The 17,429-nt window shown below is 65.7% G+C and carries 15 protein-coding genes; 12 read left to right on the top strand and 3 right to left on the bottom strand.

Annotated features, from left to right (window positions below; all coding sequences use genetic code 11):
• Positions 1-95 precede the first annotated feature (95 nt).
• Complete coding sequence (locus tag WKW80_RS34495) at positions 96-599, bottom strand: sensor histidine kinase (protein ID WP_340368079.1); 504 nt, start codon at positions 597-599, stop codon at positions 96-98.
• Between WKW80_RS34495 and WKW80_RS34490 the strand changes: the two genes are divergently transcribed.
• Positions 598-924, top strand: a complete 327-nt coding sequence (locus tag WKW80_RS34490) for a hypothetical protein (RefSeq protein ID WP_340368078.1) — start codon at positions 598-600, stop codon at positions 922-924. The two genes, WKW80_RS34495 and WKW80_RS34490, sit on opposite strands and share 2 nt — an antisense overlap.
• A gap of 167 nt (positions 925-1,091) precedes the next feature.
• On the opposite strand, the gene WKW80_RS34485 is transcribed toward WKW80_RS34490, so the two are convergent.
• Positions 1,092-1,889: an enoyl-CoA hydratase/isomerase family protein gene (locus WKW80_RS34485; RefSeq protein ID WP_340368077.1), complete on the bottom strand. Its 798-nt coding sequence runs from the start codon at positions 1,887-1,889 to the stop codon at positions 1,092-1,094.
• Positions 1,886-2,572 carry a GntR family transcriptional regulator gene (locus WKW80_RS34480; RefSeq protein ID WP_340368076.1) on the bottom strand — a complete coding sequence of 229 codons (687 nt, stop codon included), beginning with the start codon at positions 2,570-2,572 and terminating at the stop codon, positions 1,886-1,888. Before WKW80_RS34480 ends, WKW80_RS34485 begins: the two co-directional genes overlap by 4 nt.
• Positions 2,573-2,685: 113 nt before the next feature.
• Between WKW80_RS34480 and WKW80_RS34475 the strand changes: the two genes are divergently transcribed.
• The 11 genes from WKW80_RS34475 (at position 2,686) to WKW80_RS34425 (ending at position 17,040) form a co-directional block, all read left to right on the top strand.
• Complete coding sequence (locus WKW80_RS34475; RefSeq protein ID WP_340368075.1) at positions 2,686-4,149, top strand: NAD-dependent succinate-semialdehyde dehydrogenase; 1,464 nt, start codon at positions 2,686-2,688, stop codon at positions 4,147-4,149.
• Positions 4,150-4,192: 43 nt separating this feature from the next.
• The gene (locus tag WKW80_RS34470; protein ID WP_340368074.1) at positions 4,193-5,002 is read left to right on the top strand and encodes an HpcH/HpaI aldolase family protein; all 810 of its coding nucleotides are present in this window, start codon (positions 4,193-4,195) and stop codon (positions 5,000-5,002) included.
• A 35-nt stretch (positions 5,003-5,037) separates the two neighbouring features.
• A complete protein-coding gene (locus WKW80_RS34465) occupies positions 5,038-6,219 on the top strand; it encodes an acyl-CoA dehydrogenase family protein (protein WP_340368073.1) in 1,182 nt (393 codons plus the stop codon).
• A gap of 8 nt (positions 6,220-6,227) precedes the next feature.
• Positions 6,228-7,997, top strand: coding sequence for an FAD-binding protein (locus WKW80_RS34460; RefSeq protein ID WP_340368072.1), 1,770 nt, complete (start codon positions 6,228-6,230; stop codon positions 7,995-7,997).
• Between the two features lie 40 nt (positions 7,998-8,037).
• Entirely contained in the window at positions 8,038-9,303 is a 1,266-nt protein-coding gene (locus WKW80_RS34455) for a CaiB/BaiF CoA transferase family protein (protein WP_340368071.1), read from the top strand.
• 4 nt (positions 9,304-9,307) lie between these two features.
• Entirely contained in the window at positions 9,308-10,987 is a 1,680-nt protein-coding gene (locus WKW80_RS34450; RefSeq protein WP_340368070.1) for a GMC family oxidoreductase, read from the top strand.
• Positions 10,984-11,895, top strand: coding sequence for an AEC family transporter (locus WKW80_RS34445; RefSeq protein WP_340368069.1), 912 nt, complete (start codon positions 10,984-10,986; stop codon positions 11,893-11,895). The genes WKW80_RS34450 and WKW80_RS34445 overlap by 4 nt, the downstream gene beginning before the upstream one ends.
• Before the next feature lie 10 nt (positions 11,896-11,905).
• Positions 11,906-12,907, top strand: a complete 1,002-nt coding sequence (locus WKW80_RS34440; protein ID WP_340368068.1) for a 2-hydroxyacid dehydrogenase — start codon at positions 11,906-11,908, stop codon at positions 12,905-12,907.
• A 131-nt stretch (positions 12,908-13,038) separates the two neighbouring features.
• On the top strand, positions 13,039-14,067 hold the full coding sequence (locus tag WKW80_RS34435; RefSeq protein ID WP_340368067.1) for a TRAP transporter substrate-binding protein: 1,029 nt from the start codon (positions 13,039-13,041) through the stop codon (positions 14,065-14,067).
• Positions 14,068-14,087: 20 nt separating this feature from the next.
• On the top strand, positions 14,088-15,977 hold the full coding sequence (locus WKW80_RS34430) for a TRAP transporter large permease (RefSeq protein WP_340368066.1): 1,890 nt from the start codon (positions 14,088-14,090) through the stop codon (positions 15,975-15,977).
• Between the two features lie 82 nt (positions 15,978-16,059).
• Entirely contained in the window at positions 16,060-17,040 is a 981-nt protein-coding gene (locus tag WKW80_RS34425; protein WP_340368065.1) for a Bug family tripartite tricarboxylate transporter substrate binding protein, read from the top strand.
• Positions 17,041-17,429 lie beyond the last annotated feature (389 nt).

Below are 17,429 nucleotides of genomic sequence, written 5' to 3'. Positions count from 1 at the left end.
AATGCTGTATCTCGGGCGCGCCGCAGACAAGCAATGAACCTCGGGTATGGCTTGGCGTACGGAGGGCCCTGGCCGAGTCTGCGCCGGCCGCGCCGCTACGGCATCGTGAAGAAGAACGTGGCGCCGTGCCCCGTCGCGCCCTCGGCCCAGATGTGGCCGCCGTGGCGCTCGATGATGCGTTGCGCGGCGGCGAGGCCCACGCCTGTGCCGTCGAACTCGTTCGGCGCGTGAAGCCGCTCGAACGGCGCAAAGAGGCGATGCGCCTGTGTCATGTCGAAGCCGGCGCCGTTATCGCGCACGAAGAAGACCTCTCGCCCATCGACGGCCATCGTGCCAATCTCGATGCGTGCGTGCGCAACCCGCGCCGAGTATTTCCACGCGTTGCCGATCAGGTTTTCCATGGCGGCGCGCATCAGGCTGGCATCGACATTGCAGTGCAGGCCGGGCGAGACCTCGACGGTCACCTGGCGTTCCGGGGACGCGAGACGCAGATTCGCCACGATCTCCTCGCACAGCTGCGACAGGTCGATCTCGGCGCGTTCGAAGGGCGCATTGCCCACCTGCGCAAGCGCCAGCAAGTCGTTGACGAGCTGGGTCATGTACGACACCGAGCGCCGGATGCGGGCTAGGCTGTCCACGGTGGTCGTACAGCCACTGGCGGGCAAGGACAAGCATCCGCTCGCGGTCGGTGCAAAGCGCGACTTATCCCCGTGCTGGCAATCCGGGGCCGCGATCCAGACCTCGGCCTCGTCCGACCTCAGCCCGGCCATCGGCCATCACGTCATGCTGATCAGCATGGCGGCCACGATCGTGGGTGGCGTGGCCAGCCTGCGGGGCGCGGCCTGCGCCGGGCTGCTGCGGATGGCCGAGAGCCTTGCCTGCTGCGGTTTCCGCCGCAATGGACGGACTCGGTCTCCTTCATAGCACTTGCGCTGGCGCTCGCCTGCCTGCTGGCGGTCATCGCGGTCACCACCGCACTGCTGAAGTCGAGCTTCGGGCGCAACCTGCGCGCCATCCGGGACAGCGAGCGGCGGCCTATGCATGCGGCAAGGACGTGGCCGCGATTTCCCCTCGCCTCGGTCAATGGAGGCTCAGACTTGCTGCCAGCGCGGCGTCCGTTTTTCGAAAAAGGCCTCGTAGCCCTCGCGCGCGGCGGGCAACTGATAGGCCTGAACGAAGCATTCGGCCTCGTATTGCAGGTGCGCCCGAAACAGAGAACGGAAGTCCCGGTCGACCAGTCGTGCCATGGTCTGGATCGAAGTGCGCGGTTGCGCGGCAATTTGCGCGGCCAGCGCCTGTGTGCGGGCTTCGAGTACATCGTCGCCGACAACTTCGTCGACCAGGCCCATGTCGCGCGCAGTCGACGCATCGAGCGTTTCGCCGGTAAAAAGCAGTCGCTTGGTCAGCGACGGCCCCAGCAGTCGTGCCATCAGCACCGTGCCGCCCGTGCCAGGCCATGCGCCCCTGTTGACCTCCGGCAGCGCCAGGGTCGCACTTTGCGCGGCAATCCGGTAGCTGCAGCCCATCGCCAGTTCGAGGCCGCCGCCCATGCAGGCGCCGCGGATCGATGCGATGCTCGGCGTATCGAGTTCGACCAGCGCCAGGACCATGCGGTGCGCGTTGGCGACATGCACCCGCGCTACATCGGCATCGAAGCGCATCGCGTACTCGCGCAGGTCGGCGCCGGCGCAGAAATTGCGCTCGCCGCTGCCGAAAACCACGCACCGCACGCGTCGCTCTTCCTGCGCATTCAGAAAAAAGTCGCCCAGCTCGCGCCGGACGATCTGATTCAAGACGCCGAGGGGCGGATTGTCGATGGCGACGTGGCGCACCGCGCTCGTGGCGTCATGACGTACCGAGAGCGCGGTCCAGGCGCCGGTCGTCGTCATGCTACTGCCGCGGATGAATGGTTCACCGTGTCGAGCATGCGCTGCTTGCCGGTCAGGATGTGGCTTTCGAAAAGGTTGGCCGCTTCCATGACTTTGCCGTTGCGCAATGCATCTACGAGCTGCGAATGCTCGGCATGCGACAGCTGCATCTGCGCCATCGTGTAGACGCCCTTGCGAAGGTAGAGGCTCAGCTCGGTTTCGATCGTGGAATTGAGGTCGATCAAGCGCGGGTTCTTGGTGATGGCCATCAGGTGATCGTGAAAGGAGGCGTTGAGTTTCTGATAAAGGACGCCGTCGCGTGCCTTCAAGGCGGCTTCCATCTGATCCATCAACTCCATCAAGCGCGTTTCCTCCGCAGTTTCGAGTCGGCTCGCGGCAAGCCGGCCGGCGGTGCGCGCGATGCCGGCGCGCACGTCATACAGATCGAGCGCTGCCTCGAGCGACACCCTGCGCACCTCCGCGCCACGGTTGGGGACGATGCGTATCAGGCCGCTGCGTTCGAGGGACCGCAGGGCCTCGCGCGCCGAGTTGCGCCCTACGCCGAGCTGAGCTGCCAACGCCTGTTCGTTGACACGTTCCCCGGGCCGCAGGGTTCCGGCCGCAATCATTCGCTTCACCTGATCCTGTATCTCGTCAAGACGGGTGGCGATCGCGTCTGCATCTCGTAGGACGACTTTGCTCATGGTGCTTATGGAAGTTTTCTGAAGTCTACAACGCCTCCGCAAACAAGGCTAGTATGCGCGCACAACAAGTTAAAGTGTTGACACATTGACGAAAAGCGCCGACAATTTATGTCATGGAACTACAAGACTTCTACTCATCCCACGGTCAATTCATCGGCGGCGCCTGGTGTCCGGGCAGCGAAAACGCGAGCGTCGTCGTCAACCCGTCGACCGAGGTCGCGCTGGGCGAGATGACGCCCGCCGGCGCGGCGCAGGTCACTGAAGCCATCGAAGCCGCGTGGTCGGCGCGTGGTGCGATGCGGGCATTGACGGCCTGGAACCGCTCCAGGCTGCTACGCCGTGCGGCGACGTTGATTGACGAGCGCGCCGAGGCGCTCGGCCGCCTGGTGGCACTGGAAACCGGCAAGCCGGTGCGCCAGGCCGTCGGTGAAGCCAAGGCCTCGTCCGAATCGGTCGACTGGTTTGCCGACGAGGCGCGCCGCGTGTTCGGCATGAGCTACGAAAGCCGGGTGAAGGGCGATCGCTACCTGGTTCACATGGAGCCGCTCGGAGTGGTCGCGGCCTTCGTGCCGTGGAACTTCCCGCTGCTGCTGCTGGCACGCAAGATGGCGCCGGCGCTGGCCGCAGGCAACACGCTGGTGATTCGTCCTTCGAGTGAAGCAGCCGGCGCGACGATGGCGCTCATCAAATGCTTCGAGGATGCAGGCTTTCCCGCGGGGGCGATCAACCTGGTGATCGGCCGTCCGGGGGACGTCACGCCGACCATCATGAACGACGCCCGCGTCGCCAAAGTGAGTTTCACCGGCTCGGTGCCCATCGGCCGGCAGATCGTCGCGCAATCGGCCGTCACGCTGAAGCGCGTCAGCATGGAACTCGGCGGCCACGCGCCGGTCATCGTTCATGCCGACGCCGATATCGACGCCTTTGCCGCACTCGCGGCGCCGGGCAAGTTCCGCAATGCCGGTCAGGTGTGCGCCTCTCCGACGCGCTTCTACGTGCACGAATCCATCGCTCGTGAGGTCGAGCAGAAGCTGGTCGCTGCAACCCGCGCACTGCGCCTGGGCTCGCCGCTCGACGACGCCACCGACCTCGGCCCGCTGACCACCTCGCGGCGCCGCGACGCGGTCGAGAAGATGGTCGACGAGGCCGTATCCGGCGGCGCCCGCGTGCTGTCGGGCGGAACGCGCCCGAGCACCATGGAGCGCGGTTACTTCTACGAGCCGACCTGGCTCACGCGCCTGCAGCCCGATGCCGCGGTGCTCAACGACGAACCTTTCGGGCCGATCGGCACGCTCGCCACCTTTTCGACGCTGGATGAAGTGGCTGCGGAAGCCAACCGCCTGCCGTTCGCGCTGGCTGCCTACGTCTTCACGCGCTCGCTGGCGAAGACGCATGCGACCGTCGATCGCCTCGAAGCGGGGGTGATCGGCGTCAATACCTTCGTCGCCTCCACCGCCGAGACGCCCTTCGGCGGTTCGAAGGACAGCGGCTATGGACGCGAAGGCGGCCCGCACGCCATCCGCGATTACCTCGACACCAAGTTCGTCAACGTCGCCATGCCGGCGGACGCCGAGTAGCAACCACACCGAACCCCTCGGGACCCTTACAGGAGACAACCCCATGAAAGTCATCGCCAACCACGCCAAGCGGCGCATCCTCAACGGCGAGCTCGCGCTCGGCATGGGCCTGCGCCAGGCCCGTACCGCCGACATCGCGCAGATTGCCAGCAGCTGCGATTTCGACTGGCTGTTCATCGACATGGAGCACAACTCCATGAGCGTCGACACTGCCGCGCAGATCTGCCAGGCGGCGCTCGGCGTCGGCATCACGCCGATGATCCGCGTGCCCGCGCACGAAGCCTTCCACAGCACACGTCTGCTCGACACCGGTGCACAGGGCATCGTGATTCCGCACGTGAGCACCCAAGAGCAGGCGCGCGCGGTGGTGAATTTCTGCCGCTTCACGCCGTTGGGCAATCGCTCGATTCCCGGTAGCTTGCCGCAGACCCGCTTCATGGCGCTGCCAGTGACCGAGACCGTGTCGCTGATCAACGCAGAAACGCTGGTGGTGGCGATGATCGAGACGGTCGAGGGCCGCGACAACGTGGACGCGATCGCCGCCGTGCCGGGCATCGACGTGCTGCTGGTCGGCTGTACCGACATGGCGGCCGAGCTCGGCGTCGCGGGCCAGCTCGGTCATCCGAGCGTCAAGGCCACGCTCGACGCCGTGTTCGCAGCGTGCAGGAAACACGGCAAGGCATGCGGCGTCGGCGGCGTCTATGACGAGGCGCTGATGGCTGAATACATCCAGAAGGGCGCGCGACTGATTCTCAGCGGCTCCGATCTGGCGTTTCTCATGGCCGGCGCGCGCAGCCGCTCATCGACGCTGCGCAGCATCGACCTTTCCGAGCAAACGGCGGCCGTCGCCTGAGGCGGCCTGGCTACAACACATCCAACCGAGACACAATGAATCCAGCCCACACCCTGGCCATGATCGAGCGCCCGGACTTGCGCCCGTATCTGAGCGACGAACAGTTCGAATTCCGCCGCAGCGTCAATCGCGTGCTCTCCAAGCATGCCAGTCCCGACTACATCGGCAAGTGCGACGAGGAAAAGCGATTCCCACAAGAGCTGATCGACGTCGGCGTCGAGCAGGGCTGGTTTGCGCTCACGTTGCCCGAGGTCCATGGCGGCATCGGCGACTACATGGACATGACGGCATTCCTCGAAGTCGCGGCCTACTACAGCGTGGCACTCAGCCGCTTCTGGAACGCCAACATCAACATGGTCGGTGGCGCGGTCGCGCGCTTTGCGAGCGAGGAAATCAAGGCAGACGTCCTTCCGGCGTTGGCCAACGGCGAAGGCTGGCTGGCCTTCGCCCTGAGCGAGAACGGCTCTGGCTCCGACGCCGCGTCGCTCACCACGCGAGCCGTAGCCGATGGCGACGACTTCGTCATTGACGGCACCAAGATGTGGATCACCGGTGCAATGCAGGCCAAGTACATCCTGACTGCCGTGCGCACCGACAAGGAAGCAAGGAAGCACGACGGCATCAGTCTCTTCCTGGTGCCGACCGACACGCCGGGCCTGGACATCCGTCCGATCGACCTGCTGGGCGGCAGCGCGATCCGCACCTGCGAGGTGAACTACGTTGGCGTTCGCGTGCCGAAGCAGCTCGTGGTCGGCGAACTGCACATGGGCTGGAAGCGCCTCACCGCGGTGCTCGCAAAGGAACGCGTGGCGCTGTCGGCGATGTGTGCCGGCGCGGCGCAGGCGGCGGTCGACCTGGCGCGTTGGTATGCGCTCGAACGCAAGCAGTTCGGCCAGCCGATTTTCGACTTCCAGGCGGTCTCGCACATGCTGGTCGACATGCAGACGCAGGTCGATGCGGCACGGATGATGGCCTATCGCGCGGCCAAGCTGCTGGTCGAGGGCCAGCCTTGCGACGCCGAGTCGTCTCAGGCGAAGTATTTCGCCTCGGACGTGTATGTGAAGGTCGCGACCGACGGCCTCCAGATCATGGGTGCCAACGGCTACGCGATGGAGTACGCCATGCAGCGCCACTATCGCGAGTCGAAGCTGTTTCAGATCTTCGGCGGCACCAACCAGATCCAGCGCAACATCGTCGGGCGCGCCTTGAAAGCATGAGCACAGGAATGAGCAACAACATCGTTGGACAACTGAAGAGCCTGGGCCTTGCCGTCGAGGAACTGCACACTGACGTGGTGGTGGTGGGCGGCGGCGGCGCGGCATCGCGCGCGGCCCTGTCGGCACGGCTGACGGGTGCCGAAGTGCTGGTGCTGGCCAAGGCGCCGCTCGGCACCGGCGGCAGCACAGTGCATGGCGCCAGCGAGATCATGAGCATGGGCGCATCGGGCTACGGCGCCGCGGGTGACAGCCCCGAAGTGCACTACCGCGACACCATGGCCGCGGCCAGCGGATTCATCGACCGCGACTTGGTGCGCGTGCTCGCCGAGGACGCGCCGAAGCGCATCGCCGATCTGATCGACTACGGCGTGGCCTTCGACCGCGCTGCTGTCGACAAGGTGCCGCTGGGCCACACGACTGATTACAAGCTGATCCAGAGCGACTTCGGCAGCTACGCGCGCGCGCTCGGCGTGTCGGGAAAGACGGGCAAGGCCTTCGTCGCGGCGCTGACCGAACAGGCGGTGGCGCGCGGCGTGAAGGTGCGCGCGCCGGCCGGTCTGGTCGACCTGCTGCTCGATGCGCAAGGCCGCGCGGCCGGCGTGCTGGCCTACGATGCAACAGCCTGCAGCTGGCTGGTCGTGCATGCGAAGTCGGTGGTGCTCGGCACCGGCGGCGCCCATGGCCTGTTCTCCCAGCAGGTGTCGACGGGCGAGATGACGGGCGACGGCCAGGCCGTGCTGTACCGCGCCGGGGCCGAGCTGGTCAACATGGAGTTTCACCAGTTCGGGCCTGCACTCGTGCACCCGTACGTGCAACTCTTCTCCAAGTCGTGCTTCGTGCTGCATCCGCGCATGACGAATGCGCAAGGCCACGAGTTCCTGCCGGATTACCTGCCGCGGGGCGTCAGCCAAGAGGAAGTGATGGACGAGAAGGTCTTCCCGTTCACCGTGAGCAATGTCTCGCGCTACGTCGACATCTCGATCGCCTCCGAGATCGCGGCCGGGCGTGGCAACGAACGCGGCACCATCAATTTCTCGCTCGCGCACGTGCCCGCCGACAAGCTGGAGGCGACCATCCCCAACACGATGCGCTGGATGAAAGCCAACGGCGTCGATCCGCAGCGCGACCTGATGGACGTCGGGATCGCGTTCCAGTGCCTCAACGGCGGCGTTCGCATGGTCGATGCCGATGCGCGCTCGACCATCCCTGGCGTGCACGTGATCGGCGAACTCGCGGGCGGCGTGCGCGGCCCCGACCGGCCGGGCGGCAACTCGCTGGCCGAGGGGCAGGTGTTCGGCCACCGCGCCGGCGATGCCGCAGGGCGTGACGCCGTCGGCAGCGGCCAGGCGCCTGGAATCGTGGCGGCCGACGCCGTCGTGCAACGACTGCGCAATGCACTGGCGCCCAACGCCGGCATCGACGTGGCCGGCAGCGCGCGGCAGCTTCAGGCCGCCATGCAACGCCATGCCCTGGTCGAGAAGAACGAGGCCGGCCTCACGCAAGCGCTGCAGGTGGCGCGCGACATCGATGCCTCGCTCGCTTCGGGCGGCGGTGCCACGCCCGCGACGCTGAATGACGTGCTGACACTCCAGAACATGGCCACCACTGCTGCGGTCATCGTCGAGGCCTGCCTGGCCCGGCGCGAGACGCGCAGTGGCCACCTGCGCACCGACCACCTCGAACGCAACGACGCGGCCTACGGCCACGCTTTCGTGCAAACCCGCAGCGAAGACGGAACCAGCCGCTTCGAACCGCTGGCTTACGCGACCGCCGACTGACGAAACGCACAACCGACGAACGACGCAACCAGAGACAACCATGCCCGAACAAAAGAAGCCCATGCCGCTGAGCGGCTACACCATCCTCGACCTCAGCGTGATGACCGCCGGCCCGGTCGGTACCATGCTGCTTGGTGACCTGGGTGCCGACGTGATCAAGGTCGAAGAGCCCGCACGCGGTGACCTGGCCCGCGACCTCGGCAACCAGTTCGTCAACGGCGAGAGCGTGCAGTTCATGTCGCAGAACCGGAACAAGCGCAGCCTGCGACTCGACCTGAAGTCGGCGCAGGGCAAGGCGGTGTTCCTGCGCCTGGCGAAAACAGCCGACGTGATCGTCGAGAACTTCCGTCCCGGTACGGTCGACCGCTTGGGCATTGGCTACGATGCCGTGCGCGCGATCAACCCGCAGATCATCTATGCGAGCGCCTCTGCGTTCGGGCAGAGCGGACCGTATGCGGCATGGCCGGCCAACGACCCGATCGTGCAGGCGGTCGCCGGTCTGATGGACATGACGGGCGAAGCCGGAGGCTTGCCGGTGCGCCTGGGCGCGCCGCTGCCCGACTTCGGCGCGGCCGCGATGATGGCGCTCGGCATCACCACTGCGCTGCTGCACCGCCAGCGCACTGGTGAAGGCCAGCGCATCGACACCTCGCTGCTGGGCGCGGCGCTGTTCAGCACCATCCCGCGCGACGGCGAAACCATTCGCAGCGGCAAGGCGCCGTCGCGGCTGGGCAGCGGCCATCCGACGATGGTTCCGTACCGCAACTACGAAGGCTCCGACGGCAAGTATTTCTTCGCTGCCTGTTTCACCGAAAAGTTCTGGACCAACCTTTGCCGCGTGCTCGACCGCACCGACCTGCTGAGCGACCCGCGCTTCATCAACAACACGCAGCGCACGGCCAACCGGCATCTGATTGACGCGATCCTCGAAGATATCTTCGCCACGCAGCCCGCTGCCCATTGGGTCAAGACACTGTCCAAGGCGGACGTGCCTTGCGCGGCAGTACAGGACTATCACACCGCGCTGACGACCGATCCGCAGATCAGGCACACCGGCGCGGTGTTGCACCTCGAGCATCCGGTGGCCGGCCCGATGACCAACCTGGCCAACCCCCTCAATCTGCATGGCACGCCGGTGCAGATGCGCCGGCCGCCGCCGGTGCTGGGCCAGCACAGCGAAGAAGTGCTGCGCGAGCATGGCTTCTCGGGCAGCGAGATCGACGCGCTGCTGAGCAAGGGCGTCGTCAAGGGCAGTCGCATGGACGACGTGGACCAGGATCTGGTCGCACCGGCAGTGGCGGGGTGAGGTCATGAGCGCGACCCGTGAGGAGATCGTTGCCGACTACGTGATCGTCGGGGCCGGCACTGCCGGCTGCGTGCTCGCGAACAGGTTGTCGGCGAACGGCAAGTACAAGGTGATGCTGATCGAGGCCGGTGGCCCGGATCGTCATCCGATGATCCACATCCCGGCCGGCTTCCTGCGGCTGCTCGACCATCCGAGCATCACCTGGAACTACAAGACTGCGCCCGAGGCGCAGGCGAGCGACCGCGAGATCCTGTTCCCGCGCGGCCGGGGCCTGGGCGGTTCAAGCTCGATCAATGGGCTGCTCTATGTGCGACCGTTTGCAGCCGACATCGACGCCTGGGAAGCGGGTGGCGCCGTTGGCTGGAACTTTGCCAACTGCCTGCCTTACTACAGCCGCTCGGAGACATGGCAGGACGGCAGCGACCCGCGCCGCGGCAGCGACGGCCCGATCCAGGTCACACGCGTGTCGTCGCCACCCGCGGTTTGCGCCGAAGTGATCAAGGCCGGCCAGGAACTGGGGCTCGACATGATCGACGATCCCAACGCCACCACGCGAGGTCCTTCGATCTGGTACTACCAGCAGACGCGTCACGGCCGTGTGCGGTCGAGTGCTGCGCGTGGCTACCTGTGGCCTGCCGCCTCGCGCCCCAACCTGAGCGTGCACACCGACCTGCACGTGACGCGCGTGACCATGGAAGGCGAGGGCGCCTCGCGCACGGTGACTGGCGTCGAATGCCAGAGTGCCACCGGCGACGTGGTGGCAGTCAAGGCGCGCCGCGAAGTCATCTTGAGCGCGGGCGTCATCGGTACGCCACGCCTCCTGGAAATGAGCGGCATCGGCGACCCCGGCGTCCTTGACAACGCGGGCATTCGCACGCAAGTCGCGCTACCCGGTGTCGGCAACAACTTGCAAGACCACTACGTGACGCGCCTGTGCTTTCGCATCAAGGGCATCGCGACCGCCAACGAGCGATCGCACGGTGCCGCACTCGCGAGGGAAGTCGCGAAGTACGTGGTGGCAGGTGGTGGCATCCTGACCTACAGCGCCGCCGTGATCGGCGCGTTCGCGTCGTCGGGGCTGGTCGATCGTCCTGACGTGCAGTTCGTGATCGCGCCCGGAAGCTTCAAGGAAGGACGCATTGGCGAACTCGAGAATGAGCCGGGCTTGTCGTTCGGCGTGTGGCAGATGCGCCCCGAGAGCCGCGGCCACGTGCATGTGGTGTCGAGCGACCGCAGCCAGGCGCCGGCCATCGCACCGCTCTACCTCAGCAGCGAACTGGACCGGCAGACGACGATCGCCGGCCTGCGCATCGGACGCGCACTGGCGAAGCAGCCTTCTCTCGCGCCCTACGTTGTCGGCGAGACGGTACCTGGCCCGCAAGCCGACAGCGATGACGCCTTGCTGCAATATGCACGCGACAACGGCTCGACCGTCTACCACGGCGTCGGCACTTGCCGCATGGGCGCCGACCCCGCCGAGGGCGCCGTCGTCGATGCTGAACTGCGCGTGTACGGTATCCAGCGCCTTCGGGTGATCGACGGCTCGATCATGCCGACGATGACCTCGACCAACACCAACGCAACGGTGCTGATGATCGCCGAGCGCGCCGCGGACATGCTGCTGAGTGAAGCGCAGCACGCCCTGGGCGACGGTGCGCGCGAAGGGGCGCGGCACCCGGCATGAGGGGCGGCGCCTGGCTGGAAATCTACCTGCGCCTCGCCACGCTGCTGCTGCCCGTCATCTGTTGTGCAGCCGTGGGTGCGGCATGGGCGATCAAGAAGAAGGCCTACCCGGCCGAGTTCGTTGCCACCCTGGCTACGGTGGTCAGCACGCCGGCGCTGGTGTTCTACACGCTGATGACGACGCGGCTCGACGGCACGCAGTTGTTGGAGGCTGGCGCCGCCTCGCTACTCGGACTCGCCGCCGCGGCGGTGCTCAGTGGCGTCGCGCTGCGCAGCATGAAGATGCCTGCCACCACGCTGGGACCGGCGGCCACCTTTCCCAACGCGGGCAACCTGGGCCTGCCGATAGCGCAATTGGCGTTCGGCGACAGCGGGTTGGCTGTCGCCCTCGCGTTCTTCGCGATCAACTCGGTGATACAGCACACGCTGGGTGTCTGGGTCACCAGCCGTGGCGTCGATCGCGCGCCACGCTGGCCCAAGGGCGTAATCGTGGCCTGTCTGCTTGCGGTGGCATTTCGCACTTCCGGCGTCAAGCTGCCCGATCCCGTTATCGAAAGCGCACGCCTGGTTGGCTCGCTCGCCGTCCCGCTGATGCTGTTGAGCCTGGGCTATGCGCTGGCGAGCGTGTCGCGTGCGGGCATCCGCCAGGGTGCGCTGCTCGGTGCGATCCGACTCGTGGTGGGCGTTCTCGCCGGAGCGTTGGTGGTGCAAGCGTTGCGGCTGCCGCCGCTGGTTGCCGGCGTATTGACGCTGCAGCTTGCGATGCCCGTTGCCGTGGTGAGTTCGATCTATGTGCAGCGTTACAGCAGCCATGGCGACGAGGCGGCCGGCGCGGTGCTGGTGTCGACAGCTGTCTTCTTCGTGCTGTGCCCGCTGCTCATCTGGTTCGCGGACACGAGCCGCTTCTGACTAATATTCCATGAACTCATCTGACCAAACCATCGCCACGCCGCGCCGCCGGCTGCTGATCACCGGCGTTCCGCCGCAAAAAGTCATTGACCGTGCAGAGGCGTCTTTCGACGTCACGCTCTGGCGCGAGCCCACCCCGATCGGGGCGCGACTCGCAGGCGAAGCTCAAGGGCACGACGCGGTGCTTGTCATGCCGGGCGACAAGCTCGACGCGGCATGCATTGGCGCGCTTCCGCGCAGCGTGCAGGTGCTCGCGACCTATTCGGTCGGCTTCGACCACATCGACCTCGCCGCCGCGACCGCGCGCCGGCTCCCGGTCTTCAACACGCCCGACGTGCTCACCGAGTCGGTGGCCGACCTCGCGCTGTTCCTGATCCTTGCGGCTGCGCGCGACACGACGTCGGCAGAGCGCACCTTGCGCGAGGGCCGCTGGGGCCCATGGGCTCCGACCTCGATGCTGGGCCGCTCGCTGCAGGACCAGCGGCTCGGAATTTTCGGCATGGGCCGCATCGGGCAGGCGATTGCGAGGCGGGCCTTGGCCTTCGGCATGCAGCTGCACTATCACAACCGCTCGCGTCTGCCGGCCGAGCGGGAAGCTGGTGCCGTCTTCCACGACACCCTCGAAGGCATGCTGGCGCAGAGCGACGTTCTGTGCATTTGCGCGCCCTCCACCCCCGAACTGCGCAACGCCGTCGATGCGCGGCGCGTGGCTTGCCTGCCGCGCGGCGCGATGGTGGTGAACGTCGCGCGCGGCGATCTCGTCGACGAACCCGCGCTGTTCGCGGCCGTTCATGAGGGCCGAGTCGGCGCCATCGGGTTCGACGTCTACCGCAACGAGCCCCGCATCGACCCGCGCTGGCTCGACCTGCCCCACGCCACGCTGCTGCCCCACATTGGCAGCGCAACGACTGAAGTCCGAACGGCGATGGGGATGACGGCGCTGGACGGCGTCGAGTCTCACTTCGCTGGGCGGCCCGCGGCGAACCTGCTCAATCCTGAAACGTGCCACTGAGCCTTTCCGCTAATGGAAATCCCTAGTATGCATGCAATATCTGATGACTTGTTCGCTATTGACATTAAAGTGTAGACACTTACACTACCATTTGAATACACATTAATCTTGACCACAGAGACACAACCGCCATGCAAGAACTTCTTCCACGCCGTTCATTCATCCAAGTGCTCGGCACCGTGCCACTCATTGGCACCGGCCTTCTGACAGCCGGTCCGGTCTTTGCACAGAACGCCAAGTTCACCCTGAAGTACGCGAACAACCTGCCACTGAGTCATCCGATGAACATCCGGGCCAAGGAGGCATCGGAGGCCATCAAGCGCGATACGCAAGGGGCGGTCGACCTGCAGATCTTCCCAAGCGGCCAGATGGGCAGCGACACCGACATGCTCTCGCAAGTGCGCGCCGGCGCGATCGACTTCATGACGCTGGGCGGGGATGTGCTTTCCACGCTGGTGCCTGTTGCGTCGATCTGCAGCGTCGGCTTTGCGTTCAAGGACTACGACCAGGTCTGGGCCGCGATGGACGGTGACTTGGGCGCGCACATCCGCGAGGGGATCTCCAAGGCCGGTCTGATCGCGATGGAAAAGAGCTGGGACAACGGCTTCCGCCACGTCACGACGTCCAACAAGCCGGTGAACACGCCGGCCGATCTGAAGGGCATGAAGATCCGCGTGCCGGTAAGCCCGCTCTGGACGTCCTTGTTCAAGTCGCTCGATGCGGCGCCGGCCAGCATCAACTTCAGCGAGGTCTATTCGGCTCTGCAGACGAAGGTCGTCGAGGGCCAGGAAAACCCGCTTGCCCTGATCGACGCCGTGCGGCTCTATGAAGTGCAGAAGTATTGCTCGCTCACGGGGCACATCTGGAGCAACTACTGGTTCCTTGCGAATGCCCGCGGCTGGAACAAGCTGCCCAAGGACGTCCAGAACGTGTTGGCCAAGCACCTGAATGCAGCCGGCGTCAACGAGCGCGCCGACCTGGTCGCGCTCAACACCAAGCTGCAAGCACAACTCACCGACAAGGGCCTGACGTTCAACAAGGTCGACACGGCCCCGTTCCGCGCCGCGCTGCAAAAAGCCGGCTTCTATGCCGAGTGGAACAAGAAGTACGGCAAGGAAGCCTGGACGATCCTGGAAAAGTACGCCGGGACTCTGGCCTGACCCGATTCAGGACAAAACTCATGACCACCACGCTGCACGACGGCACGCCGGCTAGCGCCGCCACGCCGATCCGCACCAACGCCATCGCCCGCGCCGCACAGCGCCTCGAGTCCGCAATCCAATGGAGTACCGAACTGCTCGCTGTGTGCCTGATGGTGGCCGAGGTGAGCCTGCTGCTCACCAACGTCGTCTTCCGCTATGCGCTGCACGATCCGCTGGTGTGGGGCGATGAGCTTGCGTCTTTGCTCTTCATCTGGCTGGCGATGATCGGCGCGGTGATCGCGCTGCAGCGCGGCGAGCACATGCGCCTGACGACGTTCGTTGCGCGCATGGCGCCGGGCGCACGCGCGCTGTGCAACACCTTGACGGACGTCATCACGGTCGCTTTCGTGCTGTTGCTGATCGGCCCGGCTTGGGAATACGCCCAGGAAGAATGGGCGATCACCACGCCGGCGCTCGGCATCCCGAACACCTTCCGCGTGATGTCAATCGTGGTGGGCGCGGCGCTCATGCTCGCGATTGCGGCCCTCCGATTGACTGAGCGTGCCGCGCCGCGCGATGCGGCCAAGTCGATCGCGATCGTTGCCGGCCTTGCTGCAGTCCTCTACTTCGCACGGCCCTTGCTGGCCGCGCTGGGCACCTTCAACCTGGTGCTGTTCCTGGTGATCGGCGTAGCCACGCTGGTCGCGATCGGCGTGCCGATCATGGTGGCCTTCGGGCTGTCGACGCTGGCCTATCTCGCCAGTGCAACCCAGGCGCCGCTGCTCATCGTGGTCAGTCGCATGGACGAGGGCATGTCCGGCATCATCCTGCTCGCCGTGCCACTGTTCGTGCTGCTCGGCGCGCTGATCGAGGCGATGGGCATGGCCCGCGCGATGATCCGCTTCCTCGCGTCGTTGATCGGTCACGTGCGGGGTGGCCTGTCCTATGTGCTGGTCGGCGCGATGTACCTGGTGTCGGGCATCTCCGGCTCGAAGGTGGCCGACATGGCCGCGGTCGCGCCGGCGCTATTCCCCGAAATGAAGAATCGTGGGGAGGACGAAGGCGAACTGGTGTCGATGCTTGCCGCGTCGGGCGCGATGTCCGAAACCATTCCGCCGAGCCTCGTGCTGATAACGATCGGATCGGTGACGGGCGTGTCGATCGCGGCATTGTTCACGGGCGGCTTCATGCCGGCGGTGATCGGTGCGCTGGCCATGGTGGCCGTGATCTTCATGAAATCGCGCCGTCAGAGCCTGGAGGGCGTTCGCAAGGCCACGCCGAAGGAAATCGGCAGGGCGCTGACATTTGCCCTGCCTGCCGTCATCCTGCCGTTCGTGATCCGGGCAGCCGTGGTCGAAGGCGTGGCCACCGCCACCGAGGTGTCGGCGATCGGCGTGGCCTACACCTTCATCGTTGGCACGCTGGTCTACCGCGAGTTCGACTGGAAGCGTCTCTATCCGATCCTGGTGGAAGCGGCGTCGCTGTCAGGCGCCATCCTGATCATCATCGGCTGCGCCACGGCGATGGCCTGGGCGCTGACGCAGTCGGGCTTCTCGGCACACGTCGCGCACCTGATGACGGCGCTCGGCGGCGGCAAGACGGGCTTCCTGATCGTCTCCGCCATCGCGTTCGTGCTGCTCGGCAGCTTTCTCGAAGGCATACCGGCGATCGTGTTGTTCGGACCCTTGTTGTTCCCGGTGGCGCGCGCCTTGGGCGTGCATGAAGTCCACTACGCGATGGTCGTGATCTTCTCGATGGGACTGGGGCTCTTTGCGCCGCCCATCGGCGTCGGCTACTACGCGGCCTGTGCGATCGGCAAGGTCGATCCGGATCGCGCGATGAAACGGATCTGGCCTTACCTCGGGGCTCTGATCGTGGCACTGGTGGTGATCGCCGCATTCCCATGGCTGTCGATCGGCTTCCTCTGATGGCTGCAGCGAGCGACGCCGTCGACGGCGCACGCGGCCATCCCTCCCTTCCAGCCCATTCAACAAGTTGAAAGAAAAACCCATGCACTTCGTTCGCCCGTTCCTCACTTTCGTTGCGGCAGCATCACTGGCCATTGCCGCGACGGCGCAGACCTATCCCACCAAACCGATCAAGCTCATCGTCCCCTTCAGCCCGGGCGGTGCCACCGACATCGTTGGACGCATCTGGGCCGATGCTGCCAGCAAGGAACTCGGACAGCCGGTCGTCGTCGACAACCGCGCCGGCGGCGGCGGCAGTATCGGCTCTGTCGCGTTGGCACACGCCGCTGCGGACGGCTACACGCTTGGCATTGCGACGGTCGGCACGCATGCGGCCAACATCGCATGCAATCCAAAGGGCGTCTACAACGCGGTGAAAGACTTCACGCCCATCAGCAACCTTGCGCGCACGCCCAACGTGCTGACCGTCAACACCTCGGTGCCTGTGCGGGACATGCCGGAGCTGCTGGCCTACATCAAGAAGAACCCCGGCAAAGTGCGCTATGCGACGGGCGGCACCTGCGGCGTGCATCACCTGACGGGCGCCATGTTCACCTCGCTCACGGGTTCCGACCTGACGCATGTGCCGTACCGAGGATCCGGCCTTGCGCTGACCGACGTCATCGGCGGGCACGTGGAGATGTTCTTCGACAGCCTACCGGGCTCCCTACCCTCGATCCAGGCGCAGCGGCTGCGTCCGGTCGCCGTCGCATGGGACACCCGATTGCCGTCGCTGCCGAGCGTGCCCACCTATGCAGAACTGGGCTTCAAGTCGATCAACAATGCCGTCTGGTACGGCCTGGTCGGTCCGGCCAACCTGCCGCCTGCCATCGTCAGGCGCCTCAATGAGGTGACCGTGAAGGTCATGGCCATGCCCGAAGTACGAGATCGCGTGCGGCTTACCGGTTCCGAACCCACGTCCACCACGCCGGCGGAGTTCGGCGCGGAGATCCGCAACTCGCTCGAGCGGATGCAAGACACCGTGAAGACGCAAGGCATCACCTTCGATCCGTCCGGCTCTTGACCTGCCGCATCCACCACCATCGAGAGAGGGGCCCAGGGAATTCGAGGACCTTTCTCCGGGGCAGCTTCAAGGCTGAACTGCAACACCTCCCTCGCTCCAGCTGCGCGGATGTGGAAGCGCGTCGACAACCTGCGACCACCGCTTTCACAAGAATGAGCTTCCGTAGCCATCTCGTGGTGATCTTGTCGGTCGTGCCCCGCTTGAACACGACCTCACGGTTCCTGGCCACGACGCCAATCAGCGAGCGGACAATCTCGCGCAGTTGCGGCCAGTCGAGCTAGTCTTACTGTGTTATTTAAATTACTCCCGCTGGTACCGTAGGCAACAGGGACACCGGGGCAGGTTACGAGCCAGCAGCGCGCCGATACGCAACCGCAAGCTCGTGATGG

This window comes from Variovorax humicola (genome assembly GCF_037889915.1).
GTDB lineage: Bacteria > Pseudomonadota > Gammaproteobacteria > Burkholderiales > Burkholderiaceae_C > Variovorax > Variovorax humicola.
This window is presented reverse-complemented; position numbering and strand designations above follow the sequence as displayed.